This window comes from Flagellimonas sp. MMG031 (genome assembly GCF_040112705.1).
Taxonomy (GTDB): Bacteria; Bacteroidota; Bacteroidia; order Flavobacteriales; family Flavobacteriaceae; genus Flagellimonas.
This window is the reverse complement of sequence record NZ_CP157804.1, coordinates 3,157,269-3,182,859: the sequence shown is the minus strand read 5'-3', so window position 1 is coordinate 3,182,859 and position 25,591 is coordinate 3,157,269. Positions and strand designations below refer to the sequence as shown.

The 25,591-nt window shown below is 39.9% G+C and carries 12 protein-coding genes; 5 read left to right on the top strand and 7 right to left on the bottom strand.

The genetic code is table 11. The features are described 5' to 3' along the window. Positions 1-291: 291 nt before the first annotated feature. The 6 genes from ABNE31_RS14390 to ABNE31_RS14365 all read right to left on the bottom strand — a co-directional run bounded on the left by ABNE31_RS14390 (position 292) and on the right by ABNE31_RS14365 (position 9,137). Positions 292-2,760, bottom strand: coding sequence for a TonB-dependent receptor (locus ABNE31_RS14390; RefSeq protein ID WP_349351613.1), 2,469 nt, complete (start codon positions 2,758-2,760; stop codon positions 292-294). Positions 2,761-2,845: 85 nt separating this feature from the next. Then, a complete protein-coding gene (locus ABNE31_RS14385) occupies positions 2,846-3,655 on the bottom strand; it encodes a helix-turn-helix transcriptional regulator (protein WP_349351612.1) in 810 nt (269 codons plus the stop codon). 228 nt (positions 3,656-3,883) lie between these two features. Beyond that, the gene (locus tag ABNE31_RS14380; protein WP_349351611.1) at positions 3,884-5,212 is read right to left on the bottom strand and encodes a Gfo/Idh/MocA family oxidoreductase; all 1,329 of its coding nucleotides are present in this window, start codon (positions 5,210-5,212) and stop codon (positions 3,884-3,886) included. Positions 5,213-5,229: 17 nt separating this feature from the next. Continuing rightward, positions 5,230-6,201 carry a formylglycine-generating enzyme family protein gene (locus tag ABNE31_RS14375; protein ID WP_349351610.1) on the bottom strand — a complete coding sequence of 324 codons (972 nt, stop codon included), beginning with the start codon at positions 6,199-6,201 and terminating at the stop codon, positions 5,230-5,232. An 8-nt stretch (positions 6,202-6,209) separates the two neighbouring features. Beyond that, the gene (locus tag ABNE31_RS14370) at positions 6,210-7,142 is read right to left on the bottom strand and encodes a TIM barrel protein (protein WP_349351609.1); all 933 of its coding nucleotides are present in this window, start codon (positions 7,140-7,142) and stop codon (positions 6,210-6,212) included. Positions 7,143-7,580: 438 nt separating this feature from the next. Next, positions 7,581-9,137, bottom strand: a complete 1,557-nt coding sequence (locus ABNE31_RS14365) for a T9SS type A sorting domain-containing protein (protein ID WP_349351608.1) — start codon at positions 9,135-9,137, stop codon at positions 7,581-7,583. A 550-nt stretch (positions 9,138-9,687) separates the two neighbouring features. On the opposite strand from ABNE31_RS14365, the gene ABNE31_RS14360 reads away from it, so the two are divergent. Further along, a complete protein-coding gene (locus ABNE31_RS14360) occupies positions 9,688-12,879 on the top strand; it encodes a glycoside hydrolase family 2 TIM barrel-domain containing protein (RefSeq protein ID WP_349351607.1) in 3,192 nt (1,063 codons plus the stop codon). A gap of 144 nt (positions 12,880-13,023) precedes the next feature. Here ABNE31_RS14360 and ABNE31_RS14355 read toward each other — a convergent pair whose 3' ends face one another. Then, positions 13,024-17,139, bottom strand: a complete 4,116-nt coding sequence (locus ABNE31_RS14355; protein ID WP_349351606.1) for an ATP-binding protein — start codon at positions 17,137-17,139, stop codon at positions 13,024-13,026. Positions 17,140-17,824: 685 nt separating this feature from the next. On the opposite strand from ABNE31_RS14355, the gene ABNE31_RS14350 reads away from it, so the two are divergent. The 4 genes from ABNE31_RS14350 to ABNE31_RS14335 all read left to right on the top strand — a co-directional run bounded on the left by ABNE31_RS14350 (position 17,825) and on the right by ABNE31_RS14335 (position 25,572). Beyond that, on the top strand, positions 17,825-18,931 hold the full coding sequence (locus ABNE31_RS14350) for a TlpA disulfide reductase family protein (protein ID WP_349351605.1): 1,107 nt from the start codon (positions 17,825-17,827) through the stop codon (positions 18,929-18,931). A gap of 609 nt (positions 18,932-19,540) precedes the next feature. Continuing rightward, positions 19,541-21,052 (top strand): arylsulfatase, encoded by a 1,512-nt coding sequence (locus ABNE31_RS14345; RefSeq protein WP_349351604.1) that lies wholly within the window; start codon positions 19,541-19,543, stop codon positions 21,050-21,052. Between the two features lie 333 nt (positions 21,053-21,385). Continuing rightward, positions 21,386-23,953 carry a sugar-binding domain-containing protein gene (locus tag ABNE31_RS14340; protein WP_349351603.1) on the top strand — a complete coding sequence of 856 codons (2,568 nt, stop codon included), beginning with the start codon at positions 21,386-21,388 and terminating at the stop codon, positions 23,951-23,953. Between the two features lie 29 nt (positions 23,954-23,982). Further along, on the top strand, positions 23,983-25,572 hold the full coding sequence (locus ABNE31_RS14335; RefSeq protein ID WP_349351602.1) for an arylsulfatase: 1,590 nt from the start codon (positions 23,983-23,985) through the stop codon (positions 25,570-25,572). Positions 25,573-25,591: the final 19 nt, after the last annotated feature.

Below are 25,591 nucleotides of genomic sequence, written 5' to 3'. Positions count from 1 at the left end.
AGACCACCAATATTTCACGTTTGTCATCCGTGGCAATCACCTTTTATTTTTCAAATAACTTTCTGGTTTTGTGCTTTGTGAACTGTACTGTAGGTGACATGGATTGGGATATCAGACATTTCCTGTGGGCACAGAAAATAGGTTCTATTCAAAATTCTACCATAAAATAAGGGTGTGCTCCTTGCTCATTGAAATTCTTCAAATTGGGAATTATTATATTGGTTTAAAAGGAAGAAAAAGTATTGATATCAACTGGTAAAATGTTGAACAATGTTTAAGAGACATCTGAATTTAAAACTCTTTTTTACCAAATTCACTATCAATGAACCTTGATCTGTTCTTTCCGTTTCTAAAGGTATACGAAAGATTCAGAATTATCATGTCCACTTCATAGATATAGTTGGTGGTGGTAAAGAACTCACCTAGTCTAAAAGTAGTGATGCTTTGTTCATTGGTGTCCATTAGTCCGAGGTCTATATTTTGCCATTGTAATGTGGCAATGAGGCGATTATCCAAAAAAGATTTTCTAAAGGTCAGGTTAGGGGAATAGAAGCGGGAATCCTCTCCCTGGGCAGTATTTCTATCCGAAATATAGTTGAAGGTGAACTGAAGTGATGCAGATTCCGAAAAGTCAAAGGTACTGTTGGCATTGATGGAATACACAAAGGTTTCGGAATCCACAGACCTTCCATCAAAAGTGCCATCTATCTCGTATGTAAAGAGATTCGTTCCGATAAAGTTGGACCAGTTTTTGGAGGGCTTGAACTGTGCTCCCAGTTCGAGCCCCAAAGAGCGTGCCTTTCCGACATTACTGTAAATACGGTTCAGAATAGTATCATTGTATACCGTGTTGACCCGATTGACCAGATTTTTTACATTCTGAACATAGGCCGTGGCATAGATGGAGTTGTCCCCTTTAAAATTTTTGGTCACTCCCAGTTCGAACAGGTCGATGAATTCAGGTTTCAAAGTTGGGTCCCCTTGCTCCAAGGTCTCTGAGTGTTCACGCTCCGGAAAGGGGTTCATTTTAAAGGTTGTGGTTCGCTCTACCCTTTTGCTGTACGCGGCCTTCAGTTTTGTATTGTCCTTAAAGGTGTATTGTAAGGATGCCGAAGGGAAGAGTTTCACATAGTCATATGCATAGGTCGTATCAATCGTATTTGTCTTGTCCCTAAGATCAAAATCCCTGTTCATTGCTTCGATCCGAGTACCTGCGGAGTACTCCCATTTACCTTTATTGCCAGTCAATTGCACATACCCGGAATGGAGTTTTCTGTTCAGGTCCACCTCACTCGAAAATTCGGGGACCAGCTCAAGCTCTCCGGTGTCATTGTTTCTCCGTTCATAGACAAAATCACCGGTATGGTCCAACAATCGGAACTGGTACCCTGTTTCCAATTGCCCAAATGAAAAGGGAGTCCACCTATAATCCAGCTGGAACCGAATTCCGTGTAAAGGGTTGTCGTTCGTATTGAATTCATCCTGCAAGACGGTCGAGGTATCGGGGAAACCGAGGTTACGGTTGGTCGTTGGGCCTCCCAAAAGGGTGTACTCGTACAATAATGAGGTTGAAAGTTCTGAGCTGTCATTGAAGGTATGGGTATAATCCAAACTTCCCAGTACAAAATCCCCTTTTCTGATTCTTAGGTTCTCATTGAAATATTGTGTGGTATAAACCCTCTCTCCGCCCATCCCGGGTGTGATGGCATGGTTGTCAAAATAGAGGATGTCCGCGGTTCGGTCCTTACTACGTTTCCCGGCATAAAAGCCAATGGAATAGGTGTTGGTGGTATCCGGAGTATAGTCCAAGGTCAACCTACCACTATAATTGACTTCGTCGAAGCTTCTCTCCCCGGTCGAGGGAAATCGGGTCAAGGTATCGTTGATAATGGTATATACATCACCTTCACGTCTTCCTCCAAGATCGTTACGTTGGTAGTTGGCCCCAAGGGAAATGTTCCAGTTCCCTTTGATAATATTGTAAGTGGCATCCACTCCATAGCGTTGATGCGCCTCTGCATTGTCATATCTTTCAATGGATGGAAAACCTCCCTTTACATTGACCTGGGCAAAGGCACCATCAACTGCACCTTTTTTGGTGATAATATTTAGAATTCCGGCCTTGCCCTCAGGATCATATTTGGCCGAGGGTGCAGTAATCAATTCGACCCTGTCCACGGAATTGGCAGGAAGCTGGTTGAGCAATGTAGCGGCACTGCCCTGAACCGGGTTGCCATTGAGCAGGACCACAAAACCACTGCTTCCCCTTACTTGGATATCTCCCAATCCATCAACGGTCACCGAAGGGATGTTCCGTATGACATCTGTGGCATTGCCACCTTGACTGTTCTGAAAATCTGTGGCATTAAAGATCTTTCGGTCAATTTTATTGATAACGGTGGCCCTATCGGCTTGGACGGTAACTTCGTCCAACCGGTTCTCACCAATGGACAGTGGTATGGTATCCAAATCCAGATTCCTGTTCGTAACCTCGATATCGGAGATGGTACTGGTCCTATACCCGATGAAGGACACCTCCAAATAATACATTCCCTTTTTGGTCCCCTCAATGGTAAAGTTTCCTTCCCCATCGGTAATCACCCCTTTGACCAATTGTTGCGTTTCCTGGTCAAAAAAAGCAACGGTGGCGTATTCCAAAGGGGATTGATTTGATGCATCAACAACTTTTCCTGTTATCTGGGCAAAGGATGAAGTTATGCTAAAGAACAAAATGAATGAAAGCGTTGGTTTTAACAACATAGGTACGGGCTTATTTTTGCAAAAAGCCAAAGTTAGCGGGCAGCACTAAGGGATTTTGGTACTTTTGAAAAAAGGATGGTATATGTCAAGTTTTGTTTTTTTTAAACTGGAGAGGTGTCATCCCTACGAAGCGCTTAAAGTACTTTACAAAGTGTGAAGCATCGTTAAAGTTGGATGCAAAGGCAATCTCGGTTACGGATAGGTCGGTGTAGATAAGTTGTCGTTTTGCCTCCTGGACAATGTGTTGAGCAATTACTTGTGAAGCGGTCTTTCCAAGCTCACTGCGACACTTGGCGTTCAAGTTCTGGGAAGAAGTATGCAAAAGTCGCGCATAATGTGCCACATCATTTTTTGGACTAGCCTTCAACAATTGCTTGAAACGGAACACGATGTTGTTTTCAGAGGAATTTCTTTTGGGAGCATAGTGCAACAATTTGGCCAACAGCGCTTTCAAGATTCCTTCAATTGCAATGGTTTGTTCTGTTATCTGTTCTTTTAGGAGATCGGATGCTATCTGGAACAATGTGTCCAGGGAAGGGTCAGCCGAAAGGGGGAATGCTTTCTGCATTTCAAGTAGCTGGAATTGGGCATTGATATGTTTGTCCAAGGTGTTTTCCAAGAACTTCTCCTTTATGATTACCACATAACCAACAGGAGTACTATCAATTTGCCAATGGTGCACTTCATCCTTTTTTATGACAAAGGCAATGGGAGGGTTGATCTCATATTTTTCCTGATCTATAAAATGGAATCCCGAACCTTCACTAAAATAAACCAATTCCAAATACTTGTTGTGACGATGGGGTTGGGTATATCGCTTGGTAATGTCAAAAGGCTCGATTTTAATATCGAGCCGATATGACATCTTGTTGTTAATGGAAATAGTGAAACTCATTGAACAATGATTTGATAAAATACTGTAAATGTTATAGGCGCTCTACCAAAATCAAATTTAAGTAGATATTCGTTGCATACTGGAATCATAAATAGCTGGTAAAGCTTTAGAAAACCCAATTTTTGATTCTTTTGGGAATCAAAAAATGCCGGCTACAGACATTTTTATTTTAGATTTTAGGATTGATGGAATAAGGTCAACTGGGGAACCCTTTTATAGGGCTTAAGTTTAAAGTACATTGGTTTTGCCCGGTATTGGGATGGGATAATGTCCTTCGCTATCAGGCTTTGTGGGTGTTGGGGAATCCCATTTCAACTCCTCTGGCATTAGCTGTAGGTTAGAGGCCAAGGCCTCCTCCCAATGGATTACCTTTCCGCTATATGTGGCCATTCTACCCATTATGGCGCTCATCGTGCTTTTGGCACTCATCTCCGCATCATTGATGAGGCCTTTGTTCCTAATGGAAGCAAAAAGTCGGTCATGTTCTACCTGATACGGGTTATGTCCTTCGGGATTCGCTATGGAATGCAGTTCATTTCCCGAGATGTCGTATATTTTAGCGATACCTGCATCGCTTGTGTTTACAAAGCCCTTTGTGCCTTGGAACGCCTCACCCACTTTGTACATAGTTCCAGGCTGATGGCGGCATTGGCTTGAAATGACGGCTCCGCTGGGATAGGAGAATTCAACAAAGTGATGGTCAAAAATTTCCCCATGGTCCGGACCGGTCCGTACCATTCTACCGCCCATTCCCTGGGCGGATTCCGGGTACTCCCCGATGAACCAATTGGCCACATCAATATTATGGATATGCTGTTCCAGAATATGGTCTCCACAGATCCAGTTGAAATAGTACCAGTTTCGCATTTGATATTCCAGTTCTGACTGCCCTGGTTTTCGTGGACGTACCCAAACACCAGCACTGTTCCAATAAATTTGCCCAGAAACTATTTTTCCTAAATCACCCTTTTCAATGTGTTCAAATGTCTTGATATAATTTTCTTGATAATGACGCTGAAGTCCTACCACAACGTTCAATTTTTTGTGATCAGCAAGCTTTGCAATCTCAAGTACTTTTCGAATACCGGGGGCATCGGTGGCCACCGGTTTCTCCATGAAGACATGTTTGTCATTTTCTATGGCATAGGCGAAATGGTAGGGCCTGAATCCGGGGGGTGTGGACAGAATTACAACATCGGCCAAATCAATAGCTTTTTTAAATCCATCAAAGCCGACAAACTTATGCTTATCCTTTACGTTCATCTTTCCAGTATCCTTGTATTTTTCATACAGGTTGCCATAACTGGAGTTCAATTGGTCCTCGAAGATATCGGCCATGGCCACAAGTTCCAAGTGGTCATCCGCTTGAAGTGCTTGGTTGGCTGCTCCAGTTCCGCGACCTCCACAGCCCACCAGTGCAATTTTCAATTTTTTTTCGTTAAAAACATTCATCATGGCATTGGTGTTTAATGAGGGTAGTATGAATGCCCCCGAAGCTAAGGAAGTGTTCTTGATGAATTCCCTTCGAGATTTGGACTTTGCATTGTTAGTATTCATATTGTTTGCGATTAATGTCAGTATTGATCTTTTATCCAGTAGTATTCATATGCACTCTTTCTGGGGGTGGAATAGGGTCTCACTATCCTAAAACCCACGAACGCTGCATCGGTAAACCACCATTTGCTGCGGGGAAACTGTGGGTCCCGTTGTTTCCAAACTGGGTTGGATGGCAATCTGGAGGCACTCCGCAGTTGTTGTGCCCCATCCCTAAAAGATCCACCTCGAATTGCAATCGGATATTCTTTTGTGGGTGGTTCAAAGGGCAAGTTGGAATTCGTATATCCACTTTCATTGTATTGGTCCAAGGTCCACTCCGCTACATTGCCGTACATGTCGCATAGCCCCCAAGGATTTGGCTTTTTGGTACCGACTGTATGGTATTTCCCATCACTATTTTTGTCGAACCAAGCATATTGCTCCAAGTCGGCAGGATTGGTCCCGAAGTGATAGGGGCCATTGTTCCCCGCCCTAGCGGCATATTCCCATTCGGCTTCCGTTGGTAATCGATAATAGTGCCCTGTGATGGACGATAGCCATTCACAAAAGGCGGAAGCCGCCCTTTGGGTGATATTTACCGCCGGATATTTGTCTTCCCTGCCCATTCCCAAGCTCATGTCGACATAAGGAATCGTGGCACCGGATACAGCATCGGTGTCCCGCTGGACTTCGCTTGCTTTCTGTTCATTATCTAGATTGTCTATGGCCCTTTCCACAAAAAGGTTATAGAGATCCCAGGTTATTTCAAATTTCGACATCCAAAACCCCTCAACCTTAACTTCACGGACAGGGCCTTCATCCAAATTTCTTTCAGACTCGGTTGCAGGGCTGCCCATTAAAAATGACCCTGAAGGTATTGCAATCATCTCCACGGTAGCACGAGTACCTGGCAGGTATTCTTTGTAATCCGATTTATCCTGACCAAAACCAATCGCGATGCCACCAAGAATAAAGTAGGCAGTTTTTACAACTTTGATCTGTGACCCCATGGTAAACATTAAAAGGAGTCAATTGTTTTATAGGCATCAATCACTGCCTGCTCCCCATCCTTTCCCGGTCTTGAATTACCGTGCTCCATACCCACAATGCCTTCAAAGCCCTTGGAGTGTATATGTTGGAAGACATTTTTATAATTAATTTCTCCAGTGGTGGGTTCATTTCGACCAGGGTTGTCGCCAACTTGGAAGTAGGCGATTTCGTCCCATGATGCGTCGATATTGGGAATTAGGTTTCCTTCCTGGATCTGTTGATGGTAAATGTCAAAAAGTATCTTGCAGGAGGGGCTATCCACAGCTTTACAAATTTCAAAAGCTTGTGGGCTGTCCGTTAAAAATAAACCTGGGTGATTGTAAAAATTAAGGGGTTCCAATACCATGGTCAATCCATGTGGCTCCAATAGCGCACTGGCTTGTTTGAGCGATTCCACCACATGGGCCGTTTGATACCCTTTGCTAAGCCGAAGGTCCACATGACCCGGTACCACGGTCATCCATTTGGCATTGACCCGTTTGGCCACTTCGATGGATTCTTCGATCTCTTTCAAGAACTTTTTACGGAGCGAAACGTCTCCATTCGTAAGGTTGGGTTTGGTCCATGAAATTTCGTGGGCCACAAAAACGCCCATCACCAAACCCCGCTTTTCCATGGTACTTGCCATTTGGGCCTGTAATGCTATGGTACGACCTTTCATAGCGTTGTCTTCGAATGCCGTAAAGCCCATGTCCGCCATAAAGTTCAATTGATCGATGGGGTCTTCTCCGGCCGAAGCTTTGAACATTCCCAAATGCGGGGCATATTTAAGATTGAATTGGGTAGATATGTTTGGTACAACGTAATCTTGTTTTTCATTTTGGGCGTACAGTCCTGACAATCCCAGTCCTATGGCTCCTGAGAGCATTACATTGTCCTTTACAAAATTTCTTCTATTCATTTTACTTATATTTTGTGCAACGATTTTGGTTGTCAAGCCTTCTTTAGGCGGGGTTAAGTATCAAAAAGAGTTGCTATCACTATGTTATTGCGTGCTCAAAACAGATTTATTGTCAGTTGTCAACTGGACTAACGGCAAAAATTCAGACTTTATCACAATGAATGGATATGTTCAGCAAACCTATCGGATTGATTTCGATATCATAAATTTTCAACGATGTATTGATGCATCATAATTCAATCATTTACAGCGGTTCATTTTTTAATCTTCCCTATACACAGGATCGTTAAATTCACATTTTCTAAAGTTAAATTTTAATGTATAGAATCACGAACAGGTTTTCCAATTTTTAAGTGGTGCTCTTTCTTCTTTATTATATTTCCAATGGTACATACGATTTACGGTTACTTGTATATAGTTATTAATATTTATGCTGTGTTAATATCGATCTACAATCATTTTTTTGGAAATCGCAACATTATTTATAGTACCATTGATATAGTACAGACCAGATGGTAGGTTTTGGGTGTCGATTTTCAATTTGTTTCCTTCGTTGGTTATTCTAGAATTGATTTTCACACCCTTTTGGTCGTATATGGACAAATTAAAACTACTCGAACCGTTTATATTCAAGTATACATGGTTTTCTTTTGTTGGATTAGGATATAATACCAATGGTTCATAAATATCTTTAGTGTTTTCTGTATCCATCCCTTGTGGTAATTGATTGATGTTAAAAGTCAAATTGGTTGGATCGTTAATCATATTAGCCTTCCACGATTGCCAATGACTCAATGACGTTCCTCCACCCCCAAAGACAATGGTGTTTTCTGTTCCGTCATCATTTATAATTTCAACTTGTTTGTTGATTTTAGCACTTAACGGGACACCAAATACGAAACCGTTCCAGTTTTTTTCATCAAATATTGACCTAAGGGCCCAAAAGGATTTTTTTGTTTTCGGGTCTTTCCACATATTGGTGGTTCCATCTGCGTCATCTCCAACAAAAATGATATTTTTAAAATTAGTTGAAACGCCCCCATTGTAAGTTGAATTGCTGAACAGCGAGTCCACATGTTTAAGTTTAAAATCGTATGAAATTGTTGTTCCGCTGGAGGTAACACTTCCATTGTATAGCAGTGTTTTCCATTCTGATGTGGTCAAGGGTATCGAAGTGAAATTCATATTGCCTTTGAACAGTTTGAATGCAAATGCAAAATCGGCACACTTTTGGTTGTCTGATAGTTCCTTTAAAAAGTTCTGATCACCGGATAATGTTTGATCATAATCCTTTACTTTCCAATGAATATTTTGAAATTTCGCACCAAATCCACCGCCATGCAAGGTAACTGCCTTCGTCCGCAGCCAATTCTTTCCACCACTAAGATTGCTCCCATTAAAATCATGGGCGTTGATGCTGTCTATAATGGTCAAAGCAAGTGTCAACATTTCTCGTCCTTCGGTTTCATGCTCTCCTATCATTATACCCCTTACTTTGTCCTGAACCCCCAAGGTCTTTACCCTCTTGATAACTTCAATCATATCGTTGGCATAGTCCACTGCACCACTCCCTGATATTGTTTTTGAAGCATCGGGTGTAACGCGGGCATGCAACATCCATTTATCTATTGGGGAATCTTTAATGAATTGGGCCACGGAATCATATTGTGCAGCTTTCCATTGCAATACACAACTGGAAGTTGGACTTAGGTTTTGGCACGAGGTGCCATCTGTATCCTTAATTAGTTTTGAAGCGGGTGTCAGATCGATTGAAGAATAGTTGGCCCCAATGGAATCCAATATGATGTTTGAGGACCAACTGTTCGTTTGTCCAGTGGGAACATAGGGAGCCTTACTCCATATTACATCTCTCTTCGGTAATTTTGGTTTCCATCGTACACCATGCATATTGTCGAAATCTACTTGGGCCATTCCGCTTAGAGGAGCGAATAACAAAAGGATAAATGAGCAAATTAGATAATGCTTTGCTTTCATGATTACTGGTTTTATCTGGATATTTTAACGTCCCCAAGATAGCACTGGATTGAGTTTTGTACGAGTAAATATGTTTTAATCAATGGGTTGATTTGTCGCAGGTCCCATTAATATCTCGGCCAAAAGAAAATTTACAAAATGGGGTCTCTTGCATTAATTCCTAAACGTGTCCAAAATAGTTTTTAAACCGATTAATGGTCCGGGAGGCCCCATGCATATTATTTTCTCTTGTGATTCACTACGGATTACTGGATTTTCGACCTCTTTTGGTTGAAAAAGTAAATGCTCTTCCTTGGGATGGGTCAATTTTTATGGTAGTAGTCTGTTACTTATTTAGGTACTGATTGTGCTCCATTGGATTAGCTAATGAAAAACAGCTTTGCATAACATATATATTGGATTCCTATGGGTTGCATCATAGGGTGAAGCATAAATTTATTTATAGCACAAAGACTGAAATATTTTGAACAAAAGGACACCCTTTTTACAACAATTGTATCCTTATATGGTGTGTGACAAAAGGTATCTTAGCACGGTTTAAAATTTTATTATGAAAGCACACCATCTTTTATTGGTTCTGGTCATTGGCCTACAACACTTGTCGTTAACCTCACAAATTTCACAGGCTTGGGAAGATCCCCAATTAAATGGTATCAATAGGCTTCCTGCCAGATCAAGCTCCCATTCATTTGAATCTGTTGCGCTGGCCAAGATGGGAAAATCGTCAAATTCCAAAAGATATCAATCCTTAAATGGGGACTGGAAATTTCAATGGCACCCAACACTAGAAGGGGCTCCAAGTGATTTCTTTTCTCCTGATTACGACGATTCCAACTGGAATTGCCTTCCCGTTCCTGCCAATTGGGAGTTGCATGGTTATGGCACCGCGATTTACACGAACATTAAATATCCTTTTGAACCAATAGACCCTCCCTATATTCCATCCAATGATAATCCAACTGGATTATACCGTACTTCTTTTGAAGTTCCCAAGGATTGGGATAATAACCAGATCACCTTGACTTTTGGAGGAGTAAGTTCGGCTTATTATGTATGGATAAACGGAGAGTTTTTGGGTTACAGTGAGGATAGTGCTCTTCCAACACATTTTGACATCACTGCCCATTTAAAGGAAGGTAGGAATGAATTGGCTGTAAAAGTCCTTCGCTACAGTGATGGAGTTTATCTGGAAGACCAAGACCATTGGAGATTGAGTGGTATCCATCGGGATGTATACTTAAGTGCTGCACCTAAAGTCCAACTTTACGATTTTTTTGTAAGAACCGATTTGGATGATACCTATCAAAATGCTGAATTACAGATTCGTCCTAAAATTAAGATTTTCGATCACCTTGGAATCGATGGGGAAAAACTTGAAGTGCAGTTGTACGATAGTGAGGATAATGCTGTTTTTGAAGCTCCCTTGACCCTATCAGTAGATGCGATTTACAATGAAAAATATGAACAGAGGGGCAAGCCAGACTTCCCTTTGATCAAAGCAATGGTCGAAAATCCGAAAAAATGGAGTGCCGAGCACCCAAATCTCTATACCTTGGTTTTCAGCCTGAAAGATAAAAATAATGGTTTATTGGAGGCTCGAAGTACCAAAATTGGGTTTCGGGAGATAGCGATCAATGATGGAGAATTACTTGTCAATGGGGAGTCCGTGCTTATCTATGGGGTTAACCGGCATGACCACAGCCCTTTAAAAGGAAAGGTGGTTTCCGAAGAATTGATGCTTCAGGACATTTTGATGATGAAAAAGTATAACATCAATGCAGTTCGAACTTCGCATTATCCAAATAGCGAACGTTTTTATGAATTGTGTGATGAATATGGCATTTATGTGATGGACGAGGCCAATTTGGAAACACATGGTATTGGAGGACAATTATCAAACGATACTTCGTGGTCAACGGCTTTTCTGGAAAGGGCGGTTCGTATGGTAGAACGCGATAAGAATCATCCCTCGATTATTATCTGGTCCTTGGGCAATGAATCAGGGTCGGGTTTTAACCATAGCACCATGGCCAATTGGATACGTGCATATGATCCCACGAGGCCCATACATTATGAAGGGGCACAGACGACTGGGGGAAAGCGTAAAATTGAAGATGAAATCATAAAAGACCCAGCTTATGTTGATATGGTAAGTAGAATGTACAGCCCTATAGAGTATATGGTGAAAATGGCAAACTTCGAAGGAGAAAACCGACCTGTACTCTGGTGTGAATATGCCCATTCGATGGGCAACTCCACTGGAAACCTTTACCAGTTTTGGGATGCCATTAGGGACAACAAGCGATTAATAGGCGGCTTTATTTGGGATTGGGTAGACCAAGGTCTCTTACAGACAACTGTTTCTGGGGAGAAATATTATGCATACGGTGGTGATATGGGAGACACCAAAATCAATGCTAGTAATTTCTGCATAAATGGAATTGTTGATCCCGAACGTAATCCAAAGCCAGCCCTCTGGGAGGTTAAAAAAGTATACCAGCGTGTTCTTTTTGAGGCTGAAGATGTGGTCCGGGGCCAAATCAAAATTCGCAATAGCCATCATTTCACAAACCTAAATGAGTTTGCGTTCACTTGGGAACTGCAAGAGGATGGGGTAACTATTCAAAGGGGTGATTTTGATGAAGTCAATGTTGACCCCAAGGCAAGTACGACACTTGACATACCGTTCAAAAAACCTAATTTAACTCCTGGAGCCGAGTATTTCCTCACTGTTTCGGCGGTTTTGAAGGAAGACACCAAATGGGCAAGGAAAGGACATGAGATTGCATTTGAACAGTTCTTGCTTCCTTATGCGGAACCATTGCTTAATAAAGGTTTAAAAGATGCAGAAAGGTTACAAGTAAATGGCAATACAATTCAGGGAGCGAACTTTACGGTCCAATTCGATACAAATACGGGACAATTAACACAATTTGTTTATGATGGAATAAACTTGGTGACCTCAGGATTGCGGCCTAGTTTTTGGCGGCCCTCTACGGATAATGACCGTCGAGGTGGGAAAACTCCCAAGGATTTATCAGTTTGGAAATCGGCATCACAGAACCCCGATAAAATTGATTTTCAGCTAAAACAAATTTCGGAACATGAAGCCAGGGCAATCGTGAACTATCTTTTCGCGAAGGGAAAGGCTAAAATGCGGCTGACCCATTCGATATTTGGAAATGGAACAATGAAAACGGATGTAAGTTTTACCAAAGCGGATGATTTACCAATGCTTCCAAAATTAGGACTGCAATTGGAAGTTCCCCAAACTTTAGAGCATTTGAGATGGCTGGGGCGTGGACCCCATGAAAACTATTGGGATCGAAAATTGGGTGCCAAAGTGGACGAGTACTCGGGAAAAGTCATGGAAAACTATTATACCTATATTTTGCCGCAAGAAAGTAGTAATAAAACAGACGTTCGATGGTTGAGTCTAACCGATGCCAAGGGACATGGTATTTTGATCAATGCCATCGACGAAAACCTAAGTATGAGCGCCTGGCCCTACAGTACATGGGATATTGAAAAAGCATTACACACCTATGATCTAAAAGCTAGGGACTTTATTACATTGAACATTGACCATAAACAAATGGGAGTAGGAGGGGACGACAGTTGGTCCAAAAAGGCACTGCCACATCCAGAGTTCAGACTTAAGGATACGGAATACTCATATTCATTTATCATACAACCGATTCAAAGCGTTAAAGAAATTGGCAGGGTTCCACCCCCTGAATAGGGTGCGATATCCTATATGGAAAAGACGGTTTGAGATTGGATCAAGTATCAGGTCCTGTGCTCAAATTGTCCTTTCTTCAGCAAAATAATTTAACAATAAGTACTTGGCCACTAAAGTTTGAGGTTTCGGCTAAGTCAACGCAGACTATGAGACCTTTCGGGTTTCATCCAGATTCTCTTCCTCATTTGACGCATACTTTTTTATGTATTCCGTTGGACTCATATTATATTCCTTACTGAAGCATTTTCCGAAGTACTTCTGATTGTTGAATCCGGTCATGTAGGCAATTTCCGATATATATATGGAGTCTTTTTTGAGTAACTGGGCAGCGCGTTCCAAGCGTATTTTCTTGATGAAATTAACGGGTGTATCATTTAATATCGCTTGCACCTTTCTGTAGAGGTTGGCTCGACTCATCCCTACTTCGGATGCCAAAAATTCAACATTCAGTTGATTGTCAGCCATATATTCCTCAATAATACCAACTAATTTGCTGATGAATTTCTCATCATTGGAAACGATTTCGTTATCCGTGGGCCTGGCAGTAATTACCCTGCTGTATTTTTCTTTTAGGTCAAAGGTCCTTGATAGGGTGTTTTTGATTTTCCATTTAACAAATTCCAAGCTAAAGGGTTTTTCTATGTAATCATCTGCACCCAATGCCAGACATTTTATTTTATCCTCAGCTGCATTTTTTGCGGTGAGCATAAAAATGGGAATATCCTTTAAATGTTCATTTTGCTTGATTTTTTGTAGCATTGATATTCCATCACCAAGTGGCATTAATATATCACTCACAATGAGTTCAGGTGTTTCGGCATTGGCAGATTTGTAACCTTCCACCCCGTTGGAAGCCTCAATTACATTAAATTCATTTTGTAGATCCTCCCTTAACATTTGTCTTAAATCGGTATTGTCCTCAACCAATAATATGGTAGGTTTATTTTTTTGGTGATTTGTATTATCCTTTTCCGTATCAGTTTTTTGAATTCCTATAACTTGATACTCTGAGTTTTTGATAAAGTTTTTCTTAAGGGGAGTGGCCCTTTTTATCAATTCGGATTTCTTAAATGCATCTTTATTGATGGGTAAATGAAAAGTGAATTTGGTGAATTCTTTTTCCACACTTTTCACATCTATTGACCCGTGATGCCTTTCAACTAGTTTCTGCACCAATCTCATCCCTATTCCTGTTCCGGGAATTTGATTTTTATAGGTCTTTATGGACTGATAAAACCGATCGAAGATATGGGGTAGGTCTTTTTCCGGTATACCGATACCATTATCTTGTACTGAACATTTGATAAAGGCCCCTTTATTGGAATTCTCCTTTTCAACGGGATTTCTATCCCTATCTACCAATGCAACGCTAATGGTTATTTTGCCTTGTTCGGGGGTGTATTTAAAAGCATTGGACAGTAAGTTGAACAATACTTTTTCCAATATATCCACATCGTACCATGCGTATAAATGATCAAGGTTCGTATGTAATTCATAGTTGATGTTATTGTTTTTGGCAAAGTCATCAAAGGCATTTTTTATGATTTTTATGTCCGTTATGATATTGTTCTTGGAAATATTCAATTTCAATTTCCCATCATCATGTTTTTGCAAATCCATAATTTGATTTATCAAACGATGCATTCTAAGGGTATTACTGTAAATTCTTTGAGAACTATCCGTACTCAGGGTGTGCTCTTTGGTTTTAAGCACTTTTTCCATAGTTCCAAGAATCAAAGTCAATGGGGTTCTTAACTCATGGGAAATATCGGTGAAAAAGGTCATTTTCATTTGGTGGTGTTCCTTATCCTTTTCACGACTAATGGTTTCCATCACGAGGTTCTTTTTCATGGTATACCATTTTCGTATCAAAAAGAAACAAGTGATAATAACAAGACAAGCTATAATGCTGTAGATCAAGATAGCCCATTGACTGGCCCAAAGGGGCGGTAAAATGGTAAATTTCACTTCAATTGGATCCTCGTTCCAGATACCATCGCCGTTGGAACTCTTTACTTTAAATATGTATCCACCTGGTGATAAATCATTATAGTTGGCATTTCTATTGGAGGCATCTGTGTATATCCAACCGTCATTAAGGCCTTCCAAAGTATAGGCATACTTATTGTTTTTGGGAGAAGTTAGGTCAAGAGCGGAAAACTTGATAGCTATACTGTTTCTATCGAAAGGTAGTTTGATTTCATCATTGGAGAAGATATTGACATCGCTTGAATAACTCATCCCATTGTATGGGTCGGAATTGTTTTTGGAGGCTCCCAAGGTCTGGAAACTTGTGATAACCGTAGTCGGGGTTTTATTGTTTTGTAAATATTTATCGGTTTTCACCATATTAAAGCCATCAGCACAGCCAAAAAAAAGCTCTTTACGATTTTCACTTGCAGTACTAACGTTAAATCCAGAAACAATCTCAATATTTTCGTTCTCCGCCCCAAATGAGGTGAATTTTTCGTGATCAACATCAAGCCTTATGATGCCTTCTTGGGTAAATAACCATAAATTGCCTGAATCATCACCTTCAATGGCTGATATGATGTTTGAATTCAGTCCATCCCGTACGCCATAAGTTGAAAAGGTTTTGGTCTCTGCATCGTACTTATTCAATCCCCCACCACGGGTGCCGATCCAAATATTATCATTATCATCCTGATAAAGACTTAAAATGGCATTCGAGGAAATACCATTGGATTTTTGTGGTTGAAACCCCTCTATTTTTTCATTGTTCATATCAATTTTATACAATCCTTGCCCTCTGGTTCCCACCCATAATTCCATTTTAGGGGTAAGAAGCATTGTTGAAACATGTTGATCATTGAATAATGAGACTACCTTTTCCTTAAAGTCACTCAAAGGGTTTTCCCTGTTGATGATTTGAATGCCACGTCCCCAAATGCCTACCCAAATTTCGTTCTTGTTGATAGGGATTATGCTCGTTATTTGCCCGTTGAATTTGGCAAGTTCACTTACATCCAGAGAAGGCATTGAAGATTTGAACAATGAAGTTTCATAAAGCGTATTGTCACTGGACAACAGCAGTTTATTTTTTTCAAAATTCTGGGAGATAAGACTAACCTTTGATAGGTCAACATCGATTTGGGAGAACTTTTGTTTTCTAAGATTGTATTTGAACAGTCCGCCCAATCTTCCAATCAACAATGTGTTTTTGCCGAAAGAGAGCAAGCTGTTCGACATAACGTTGTTTGTATTGGAAGGATAAAATTTATGTGATTCAAAAATGGATTTCCCGCGAACATATTTTTTTACCCCCTTAAATGTGCCTATCCATAAATTACCATAAGAATCGAATATCGTGCTGGTCACTTTTTTGTCCAGTGGAGTAATTTCTTGTGAGTTTGGGAACGATTTCCTAAAAATAAAACGATTGTCGCTTCTGGTACCTTTGTAAAGCCCATTGGACCCACCCACCCATAACTCGTTTTTAAGGGTATCCATCGCAATGCTTTTGAGTGAAGCCTTTCTGAAAAGGGAACTTGCGTAATGCTCAAGAACTTCTAATTGGATGGATGATTTGTTATACCCCAAAACATAGATGGAATCATCACACAATGCGAGCAGTTTGTTGTTCCTTAAATGGATTAATGACTTTACAGGTTGTTTGAATTCCGTATTGCTAAACTCTCCTTTTTGATTCAGGACTCCGATGCCAAACCATGAAGCAAACCAAATGCGTTCAAACCCATCTTCAACCAAATCCATGTTTTGGATTTTTGCCATGGTATTGGAATCATTATTGTAGTCGAACAAGGTTGTAAAAGTGGAATGATCTACCTTTTCCTGCGGTGTGATTTTTGTAAACCCTTTACCACTAATAGCGGCATAAATGTTTCCGAAGGAGTCCTTACCTATGATGGTGGAAGAGTTACTCTTGTAAAAACCATAAAACTTATTTTCCTTTCTATTAAAGTGTATGATATAACTTTCACTTCCCAGCCATAGATTTTGGAACTTATCCTCGATAATGGAGTTTATGTTGTTGTTGGGTATTGAGTAGTCATCAAAAACGTTGAATTGGAAATGTTTGATTTCATAACCGTCATAGCGGTAAAGCCCCGATTTGCAGCCAATCCACAAAAAGCCACTTTCATCTTCATAAATGGTATTTACACTTTGGTTGAACGGTTCGCCATTAATTTCCAAATCTTGGATTCCAGACAGTTCAGCTTGAGCAAGACAACTTATCAGCCCTAAAAGATTGAATGTTATTATTGAGAAGTACTTCATATAGCCTACTGTAAAAGGAAATCTTGACATGTTCAATGCAATAAATGTTAGTAATTACGGACAGTCTTTAAATATGGGGATTTTCTTTTTTGAAACAAATGTTGCACACCTATGGGTTTGTTTCAATATAGGGTAAAAAATGTTGCAATAAGTGGTTTAGAGCGAATTCTCTTGTACTTGTAACATTTTGAAGATGTATTTGGGAATTTTGGCCGTAATAGCCAACTTATATTTGACCTAAAAGAGAATGTGTTAAGGTTTTTTTCTTTTAGAGGTTCTCAATATGTAAAGAAGCCTTGGTCAGTTTATCAACTCTATATATTGTTGATAATAACTGAACTCTTATTAACAGAATATAGAGTGTAAACAAGAGGTGCTGATCGCGGGCATAACTATATTCTGATAGGGTTATTACATAAAGGTTTAATGTGAAACTGTAATTATTTTCAATGACAAATCTGAAGAGATTTTTTTGAGTGAAAACAATACCATTAAGGTAATAGGTCAAATTAAGGTTTCAGGAATTGAGCATAATTAAATAATGACTAATGCTGAAGTAATCCAATAGTGAAGAAAGTTCAAATAAACGATTGATACTTTGTCTTAGTTCCAAATTTGTGGCATATAGCTGTATTTTACATTCATATAAACAAGTTTCACAAAATTTATCAAAAACCGAAAGCAAATGAAAAAAACATTTATAATACTTTCAGTAATGATAGCTTTTTATAGTTGTAAGGAAGAAGCTAACATCGATACGAAATATGTCATTGCCAAATTTCAAGAAACTGCTGACACAATATATACCTTGGAATATCGAATGCAGAAAATTGACACTTTTGCCAAGGGTGGAACTGTTTGGAATAATACTGGTGTTGCCCTAATCGAAAAAGACAACAATGATAAAATATTTGGTTTTTCATTTTATGGCAAAAGAAATGATTATGACAAAGAATATATCTATGATGCTGGAAATGGATTTGAAATCTCTATAACTGATAAAACTTACGAAATGGAACCTGCACATTTTGGGTTTATTGGTTCTCCAGGTGGACAAATGGTTCATCAGAATATTTTCAAACTTGACTCAGTTTATAAAAACGTTACTCTTTCTGAGACAGAAAATTCATATTTGCTTTCATTCGAATTTGAAAATGATACAGTTTACAATGTATCTGACAGAATAATGGTTTATGAACTTAATAAAACGGATTTCTTTCCAATTAAAATTAAACAAACCGCATACGCACTTGGGAACAAGACCGTATCTATTTCAAAATTTAGCGAAGTAAAATTCAACAATAATGTCAATACCACAATTAAAGATTTAAAGAAAGGATTTCAGGATTATGATATAATACAGCCTGAACAAAGAAAGCCAAACATGTTGCTTACAAAAAAAATTCCTTTATTGGAACTGCCCGATTTATTTGACAACAATAATATTGTAAAGGTCAATAACAACAAGCTGACTTTAATTGACTTCTGGGAAGTTTGGTGCGGACCTTGTATTGCATCATTTCCTAATGTGGAGAACCTAAAAAACAAATTCTCAACTAAATTAAGCGTAATTGGGATAGTTTCGGAAGATTTTGAAAACGCCATTAAGTTGATAGAAAAAAAAGGAACCACCTTTCAAAATTTGGTAGGAAATAATGACTTGAAGAAAGAATTTGGCGTCAATAGTTGGCCAAGATATTTTCTGATAGATAATAACGGGATTGTTCAGAAGGAATATTTTGGATTTTCTGAACAAATAGAAAAGGACATAAAAGTATACATAAACAAATAACGGTTTTAGAAAAATTTGCGAACAAACATGGAATAACATGGCCTCAAATTATCGATAGTTCTAACAAAATTAAAGAGAAGTACGGGGTAAGAGCAATCCCAGCAACATTTCTGATTAACCCTGAAGGAATAATTATCGCAAAGGATTTAAGAGGAAAGGAGTTGGTGACCAAAATAGATAGTTTAATAAAGAAATAAAGCCTGAAGCTAAAAATGGAGATAATTCATTCTTGCAAGTATTTAAGTAAAGTTCAATTAAAAGATGCCATTGTATGTAAAATTTAAGAAAATAGTTTTACATATCAGTTGCAATGGTTCTTTATTCTAAATGAAAACAAAACCGAACATTTCATAACCGGTTAAACAAGTTTAGGTCAGTTTCATGAATTGTGTAAGTCCGTGTTAAACGATTGGGTTAAGTTCCAAGTGCCGAAATTGAAAATACCTTTTAAGTAAGGATTTGCCTCACTAGGAAACCCACATTAAAACAGGTTGAAAAGTGGGGACAATGCATATGTCAAATTAAAAAAAAGCTTTACAAAGATGCAGTGTAATGCACTACTGAAAAGATGAAAACGAAAAAGAGCGTCAGCTTAGTTCCACTTAATTAATGGAAACACTTAAAAAATTAATCAAGAAAATAATTCATAGAATGCATAAGAAAATATTTTTAGCTCTACTGTTTGTTTCGTTTGTAGTTTGCTCCTGTAAATTGGTCAAAGAAGATAAAAATGACCAGACTGCTTTAGAAATGAGCACTACTAGGCCACCTAATGTAATTTACATTTTAGCTGACGATTTGGGATATGGGGATTTAAGTTGTTATGGACAGGAAAAATTCAAAACACCAAACATTGATAGGTTAGCCAAAAGAGGAATGATCTTTACGCAACACTATGCTGGCAGTACGGTTTGTGCACCTTCCCGATCGGCCCTAATGACAGGAATGCATACAGGTCATACCATAGTTAGAGGCAATAAGGAAGTTAAGCCTGAAGGACAATATCCCTTGCCGGATAGTACCTATACTCTGTCCGAGATGTTCAAAAAAGCCGGATATGTAACAGGGGCTTTTGGTAAATGGGGTTTAGGATACCCTGGGTCTGAGGGAGATCCAAATAATCAAGGATTTGATGTTTTTTATGGTTACAATTGTCAAAGATTGGGTCATAATTATTATCCGGGACATTTGTGGTCGAATCAAGACTCCATCGTCATTCCCGAAAATTCCGGAACCGATAAAATCACCTACGCACCGGATTTGATTCATGAGAAAACGTTGAAATTCATTAGGGATAACAGGAGTTCCCCATTCTTTCTTTATGTGCCATCAATTATCCCCCATGCGGAATTGGCTGCTCCCAATGCACTAATTGATAAGTATAGGGGCAAATTTTTACCTGAACGTTCGTATAAGGGAGTCGATAGTGGAAACGATTTTAGGAAAGGTGCCTACGGCAGTCAAAAGGAGGCCCACGCTACTTTTGCTGCCATGATAGATTTATTGGACCAACAGGTCGGCGAAATAATGAAAGAAGTTGAACTAATGGGGATTGCAGATAATACCATCATTATATTCACTTCGGATAACGGTCCACATACTGAGGGTGGGGGAGATCCCGATTACTTCAGTAGTAATGGGCCCTTCAAGGGGACTAAAAGGGATTTGTACGAAGGTGGAATCAGGGTGCCTATGATTGCTAGTTGGCCTGGCAAAATTGAGGCTGGCTCGGTAAGTGATCATGTCTCAGCATTTTGGGACGTTTTACCTACATTTTCGGAAATTACCAAAGTTGAAGTTCCAAGTAACACGGATGGTATTTCTTTTATGCCTGAAATACTGGGGCAAAAGGATATTCAGAAGAAACATGAATATTTATATTGGGAGTTTCATGAAAGGGGAGGAAGACAGGCGGTGCGGAAAGGCAAATGGAAAGCCGTCAGATATGGGGTGTTGAAAAATCCCAACGCGCCCATTGAATTGTACGATCTTTCAAAAGATTTAGGGGAATCAACCAATATTGCAGAGCAACACCCCGAGGTTGTTAAAGTAATGGAAGGAATCATGGAAGACGCGAGGACTCCATCGGATATTTTCAAATTTGATAAGAATCCGATTTGATTCGGTCAGTTGCAATTTGAATCGTTGGTCCTCATAAAAACGGTAATACAATTACTGTTTTTATTTGCAGTCAAGCCCATAGGTTTAAACGCTAAGAGCCAAAGCATAATTCTTGTAAAAGACCGGCCCTTGATATTTCATAGCGTTTTATGGTCTTAACTTAAACCGATGATCATTTGGTCTTGCTTATGACAAAGGTAAAGTCAAATGCGGAGCTCTCAACTTATTTGAACCTTTGGCACTTATAGTTGAAGTGTATGTTAGTCGCTGGATAATAATGAACATTGACATCTCTATTTAGGAAAATAAAGTCAATACAATATAAACGTACCTATGAAGTATAGTATTAAATCATTTTTGCTTTTTGGTTTGATGATAATGGGTATGGTCGGTTGTGGCCATCAAATTAAAAAAGAGGTAAAGAAAAACAATAAGGTCAGATATACTTATAAAATAAATGATGACTGGTCTTTCAAGCTGGGAGATAGTAGTATTTTCAGTGATACTGCCTATAACGCTGAATCATGGCGGAAATTGGACCTGCCACATGATTGGTCCATCGAGGGAACCTATGACACCATTTATGGAACCGATTGGCAAAGCGGATATCTCCCTGCTGGAATTGGTTGGTACAGAAAGGATTTGTATTTAGAGGATAACCTCTTAAACCTTTCTGTCGAGTTACAATTTGATGGTGTTTATAGGAACAGCACCGTTTGGGTAAATAACGTGATGATTGGCACCCAACATTATGGTTATACCACTTTTTTCTATGACATTGGAGCCTATTTAAAACAGGGAAAAAACACGATAGCCGTGAGAGTTGATAACTCAAGGCCAAAATCGGCCAGATGGTACACTGGAGCAGGAATTTATAGGAATGTCTGGTTAAAAATCACCCCGAAGATACATTTTAAGACCAATGAAGATTTTGTCCAGACCAGTTTTTTGGATGAAAGACGGGTTTCCGTCAAAGCTAACTCAGTATTATTGAACAATACCAATACATCCATTACAGGAACCCATGTGACCAAAATTTTTGATTCTGATTTAAAACAGCTTGCCCTTTTGGAGAACCCGATCACTCTTGCGGGCAATGATAGTATTGAATTGATTCGGGATATAGAACTGGAGAATCCGCAGCGATGGTCTTTGAATGATGCCAAAAGACATATAGTGGTGAATGAAATTTATGACAATAAACAAGTTTTGGTAGATTCTGATTCCACGTTTTTTGGTATTCGTAAAATAGAGTTCAGCCCGGAATGGGGTTTCAAGCTCAATGATAAGAACATCAAGGTCAAAGGGGTCTGTATGCACCATGATGCTGGAGTTTATGGAGCGGCGGTGCCTGAAAGTATTCTATTATATCGCTTAAAGCTGTTAAAGAAAATGGGATGCAATGCCATAAGAACATCACATAATCCATTCTCACCGGAATTTTACACCATGTGTGATACACTTGGTATTTTGGTACTCGATGAGATCTTCGATGGTTGGGAAAAGACCAAAGCAGCTGATGACTATGGGCACTATTTTGAGAAAGACTGGAAAAAGGATGTTTCTTATTGGGTTAAAAACAACCGAAACCATCCAAGTATTTTTATGTACAGTATTGGGAATGAGGTTGCAAAACCCACTGTACAAACACAGAGAAAGCTGATAGATTTCATAAAAGGTATGGACGGTTCACGCCCCATAACCCAAGGGGGATTAGATCCTACGCGTGGAATGAAGGAAGTGCTTGGTTCAACGCAATTAGATGTGAAGGGATTTAATGGGGATGGAGAGGAAATGGGACGCTATGAATCATTTCATGGGGAATTCCCCAAGGTCCCCATGATTGCCACCGAGGTACCACATACCTATCAAACGCGTGGAGTTTATAAGACACAAACACAATGGAGACGTAGGGATTTTCCGGCCAAGTGGGAAATAGATAATGGGTCTGCCGGTACAATGAAAGGGTTGGAGGGGAAGCTCTATCCATTACCGGATTTGGCCAAAACAGAGGTATTTCCTGAAGAAAAAACGAACTTCTTCACCATTTATGACCAGGAATATCCCATACAGAATCCAAATCCTTGGAAAGAAGACGTATATTACCAATCGTCATACGATAACGCCACAGTAAGAACCAGTGCTAGAAAAGCATGGCAAAGGGTAGAGGAATTGAACTATTTAATGGGACAGTTTCGATGGACTGGCTTTGATTATTTAGGAGAGACCAATCAGTGGCCATCACGATTTGCCAACTTCGGCGTAATCGACATAGCCAATATGCCCAAGGATGCATATTACTTGTATCAGAGTTTATGGTCCGATGACCCCATGGTTCATATGTTACCCCATTGGACACATCCGGGAAAAGAAGGGGTTGAGATTCCGGTGGTGGTCTATACCAATACAGACATGGTGGAATTGTTTCTCAATGAAGTCTCCTTGGGAAAGCAGTATTACAAGGGGGAACAATTGAAATGGATGGTCCCATATACTCCAGGCAAAGTGGTGGCAAAAGCCTATAAGAACGGTGAGCTTGTGGCCAGGGATGTCTATGAGACAGCTTCTGGGGAGAAAAAGCTGAAAGTGAGTAGTCCTACCCAGGAGATATCATCCAAAAGCAAGGAAAATACGTTGGTGTTCATTGACGTAGTGGACCACAAGAATTCCAGATTTCCTTTAGCGGATGATTATTTGACCATTACGGTATCAGGTCCGGGGAAATTAAAAGGGTTGGACAACGGAGACCCACTTGATTTGACTCCATACACATCTTCCTCAAAAAGGGCATTTCGGGGAAGACTCGTGGCTTTTATAGAAGCAGAAGGGGAAGGATGGATTGACATCACTGTGAAATCCAGACAGGGTCTAGAAAGTAAATTACGAATCGAAAGCAAGTAGTGGGAACCCAAAACCTAAATAGTCACAACATGAAAAAATTGGCAAAAACCTATGTCTATTTTATATTTATTTTTTGCTTGCCTTTGGGTATTCTAATTTCTTGCTCAAAAAAAAGTGATAGTACTGGTAGTGAGAAGCACATCCCAACAGCGTATCACAATAAAAAACCCAATATCATTATTATCCTAGCAGATGATTTAGGTTATGGCGACTTAAGCTCCTATGACGGCATAGGTTTGTCAACACCGAATATTGATGGGCTGGCAGAAGGCGGAATAAAGTTCACTAATGGGTATGCCACTTCGGCCACATGTACACCAAGTCGTTTCGCATTGTTGACAGGGACTTATCCTTGGCGAAATGAAAAGGCCCAAATTCTAGCGGGCGATGCACCATTGCTTATTGATACTGCTCAAAGTACTATTCCAAAAATGCTCAAATCAAAAGGCTATGATACGGGAATCATAGGAAAGTGGCATTTGGGCCTAGGGAATGGGAAAGTCGATTGGAACAGCGAAATTTCACCAGGTCCAAATGAACTGGGTTTTGATTATAGTTTTATCATGGCTGCGACACAAGACCGGGTTCCGACTGTTTATGTACAAAATGGAAAAGTGGTCAATTTGCATCCGGATGACCCGATCAGTGTGAGTTATAAAAATAATTTTAACGACCAGCCCACGGGGTTGAACAACCCCGAATTATTAAAATTAAACTGGCACCATGGACATAACAATACCATTGTCAACGGGATACCGCGTATTGGTTTTATGAAGGGGGGGTATACCGCCAGATGGAACGATGAAACTATGGCAGATACCTTTTTGGTGGAAGTACAAGATTTCATAAGACGTAAAAAGGACAATCCCTTTTTCCTTTACTATGCTCTGCAGCAACCGCATGTCCCGAGGACACCGAGCCCGAGATTTGCTGGAAAGTCGGGCATGGGACCAAGAGGAGATGTTATTTTGGAAGCGGATTGGTGTGTGGGTGAGCTTTTGAAAACCTTAAAGAAGGAGGGCCTAATGGATAATACCTTAATTATCTTTACAAGTGATAATGGCCCGGTTTTAAATGACGGATATTATGACGGGGCGGTTGAAAAGTTAGGGAATCATAAACCGGGAGGCCCACTTCGAGGAGGGAAATACAGTTTGTACGAAGCTGGAACTCGAGTTCCTTTTATAGCCTACTGGGAGGGCAAAACCCAACCTAAAGTATCTGATGCCTTGGTATGCCAAATCGATTTGTTAAATTCTTTGGCCCATCTGGTAGGGAGTCCGGAGAAAGGGCCTGACAGCAAAAATATGTTGGAGGCACTGTTGGGTAAAAGTGATCAGGGAAGGGATGAGCTGGTTATAGAAGCCACTTCAAGAACTGCTTTAAGAAAAGGCGACTGGTTAATGATCCCACCCTACGGGGGAAGAACCTTGATAGAGCAGGTGAACATAGAAACTGGGAACGCACCGGTTTTTCAACTCTATAACTTAAAAGATGATATTGGGCAGCAGAACAATTTGGCCAAGGTCTATCCTGATACGTTGAATGCAATGATTATGTCATTTAAGGAAATTCGAGGCGTTGATTATTCAGACATTCGTAATCCTATGTTCAAATAGGATTTTATAATGCACTAAA

Excerpts from the sequence above, each read along its gene's own strand:
- ABNE31_RS14390 (WP_349351613.1), bottom strand. The coding sequence starts at position 2,760 with ATGTTGTTAAAACCAACGCTTTCATTCATTTTGTTCTTTAGCATAACT.
- ABNE31_RS14385 (WP_349351612.1), bottom strand. The coding sequence starts at position 3,655 with ATGAGTTTCACTATTTCCATTAACAACAAGATGTCATATCGGCTCGAT.
- ABNE31_RS14380 (WP_349351611.1), bottom strand. The coding sequence starts at position 5,212 with ATGAATACTAACAATGCAAAGTCCAAATCTCGAAGGGAATTCATCAAG.
- ABNE31_RS14375 (WP_349351610.1), bottom strand. The coding sequence starts at position 6,201 with ATGGGGTCACAGATCAAAGTTGTAAAAACTGCCTACTTTATTCTTGGT.
- ABNE31_RS14370 (WP_349351609.1), bottom strand. The coding sequence starts at position 7,142 with ATGAATAGAAGAAATTTTGTAAAGGACAATGTAATGCTCTCAGGAGCC.
- ABNE31_RS14365 (WP_349351608.1), bottom strand. The coding sequence starts at position 9,137 with ATGAAAGCAAAGCATTATCTAATTTGCTCATTTATCCTTTTGTTATTC.
- ABNE31_RS14360 (WP_349351607.1), top strand. The coding sequence starts at position 9,688 with ATGAAAGCACACCATCTTTTATTGGTTCTGGTCATTGGCCTACAACAC.
- ABNE31_RS14355 (WP_349351606.1), bottom strand. The coding sequence starts at position 17,139 with ATGAAGTACTTCTCAATAATAACATTCAATCTTTTAGGGCTGATAAGT.
- ABNE31_RS14350 (WP_349351605.1), top strand. The coding sequence starts at position 17,825 with ATGAAAAAAACATTTATAATACTTTCAGTAATGATAGCTTTTTATAGT.
- ABNE31_RS14345 (WP_349351604.1), top strand. The coding sequence starts at position 19,541 with ATGGAAACACTTAAAAAATTAATCAAGAAAATAATTCATAGAATGCAT.
- ABNE31_RS14340 (WP_349351603.1), top strand. The coding sequence starts at position 21,386 with ATGAAGTATAGTATTAAATCATTTTTGCTTTTTGGTTTGATGATAATG.
- ABNE31_RS14335 (WP_349351602.1), top strand. The coding sequence starts at position 23,983 with ATGAAAAAATTGGCAAAAACCTATGTCTATTTTATATTTATTTTTTGC.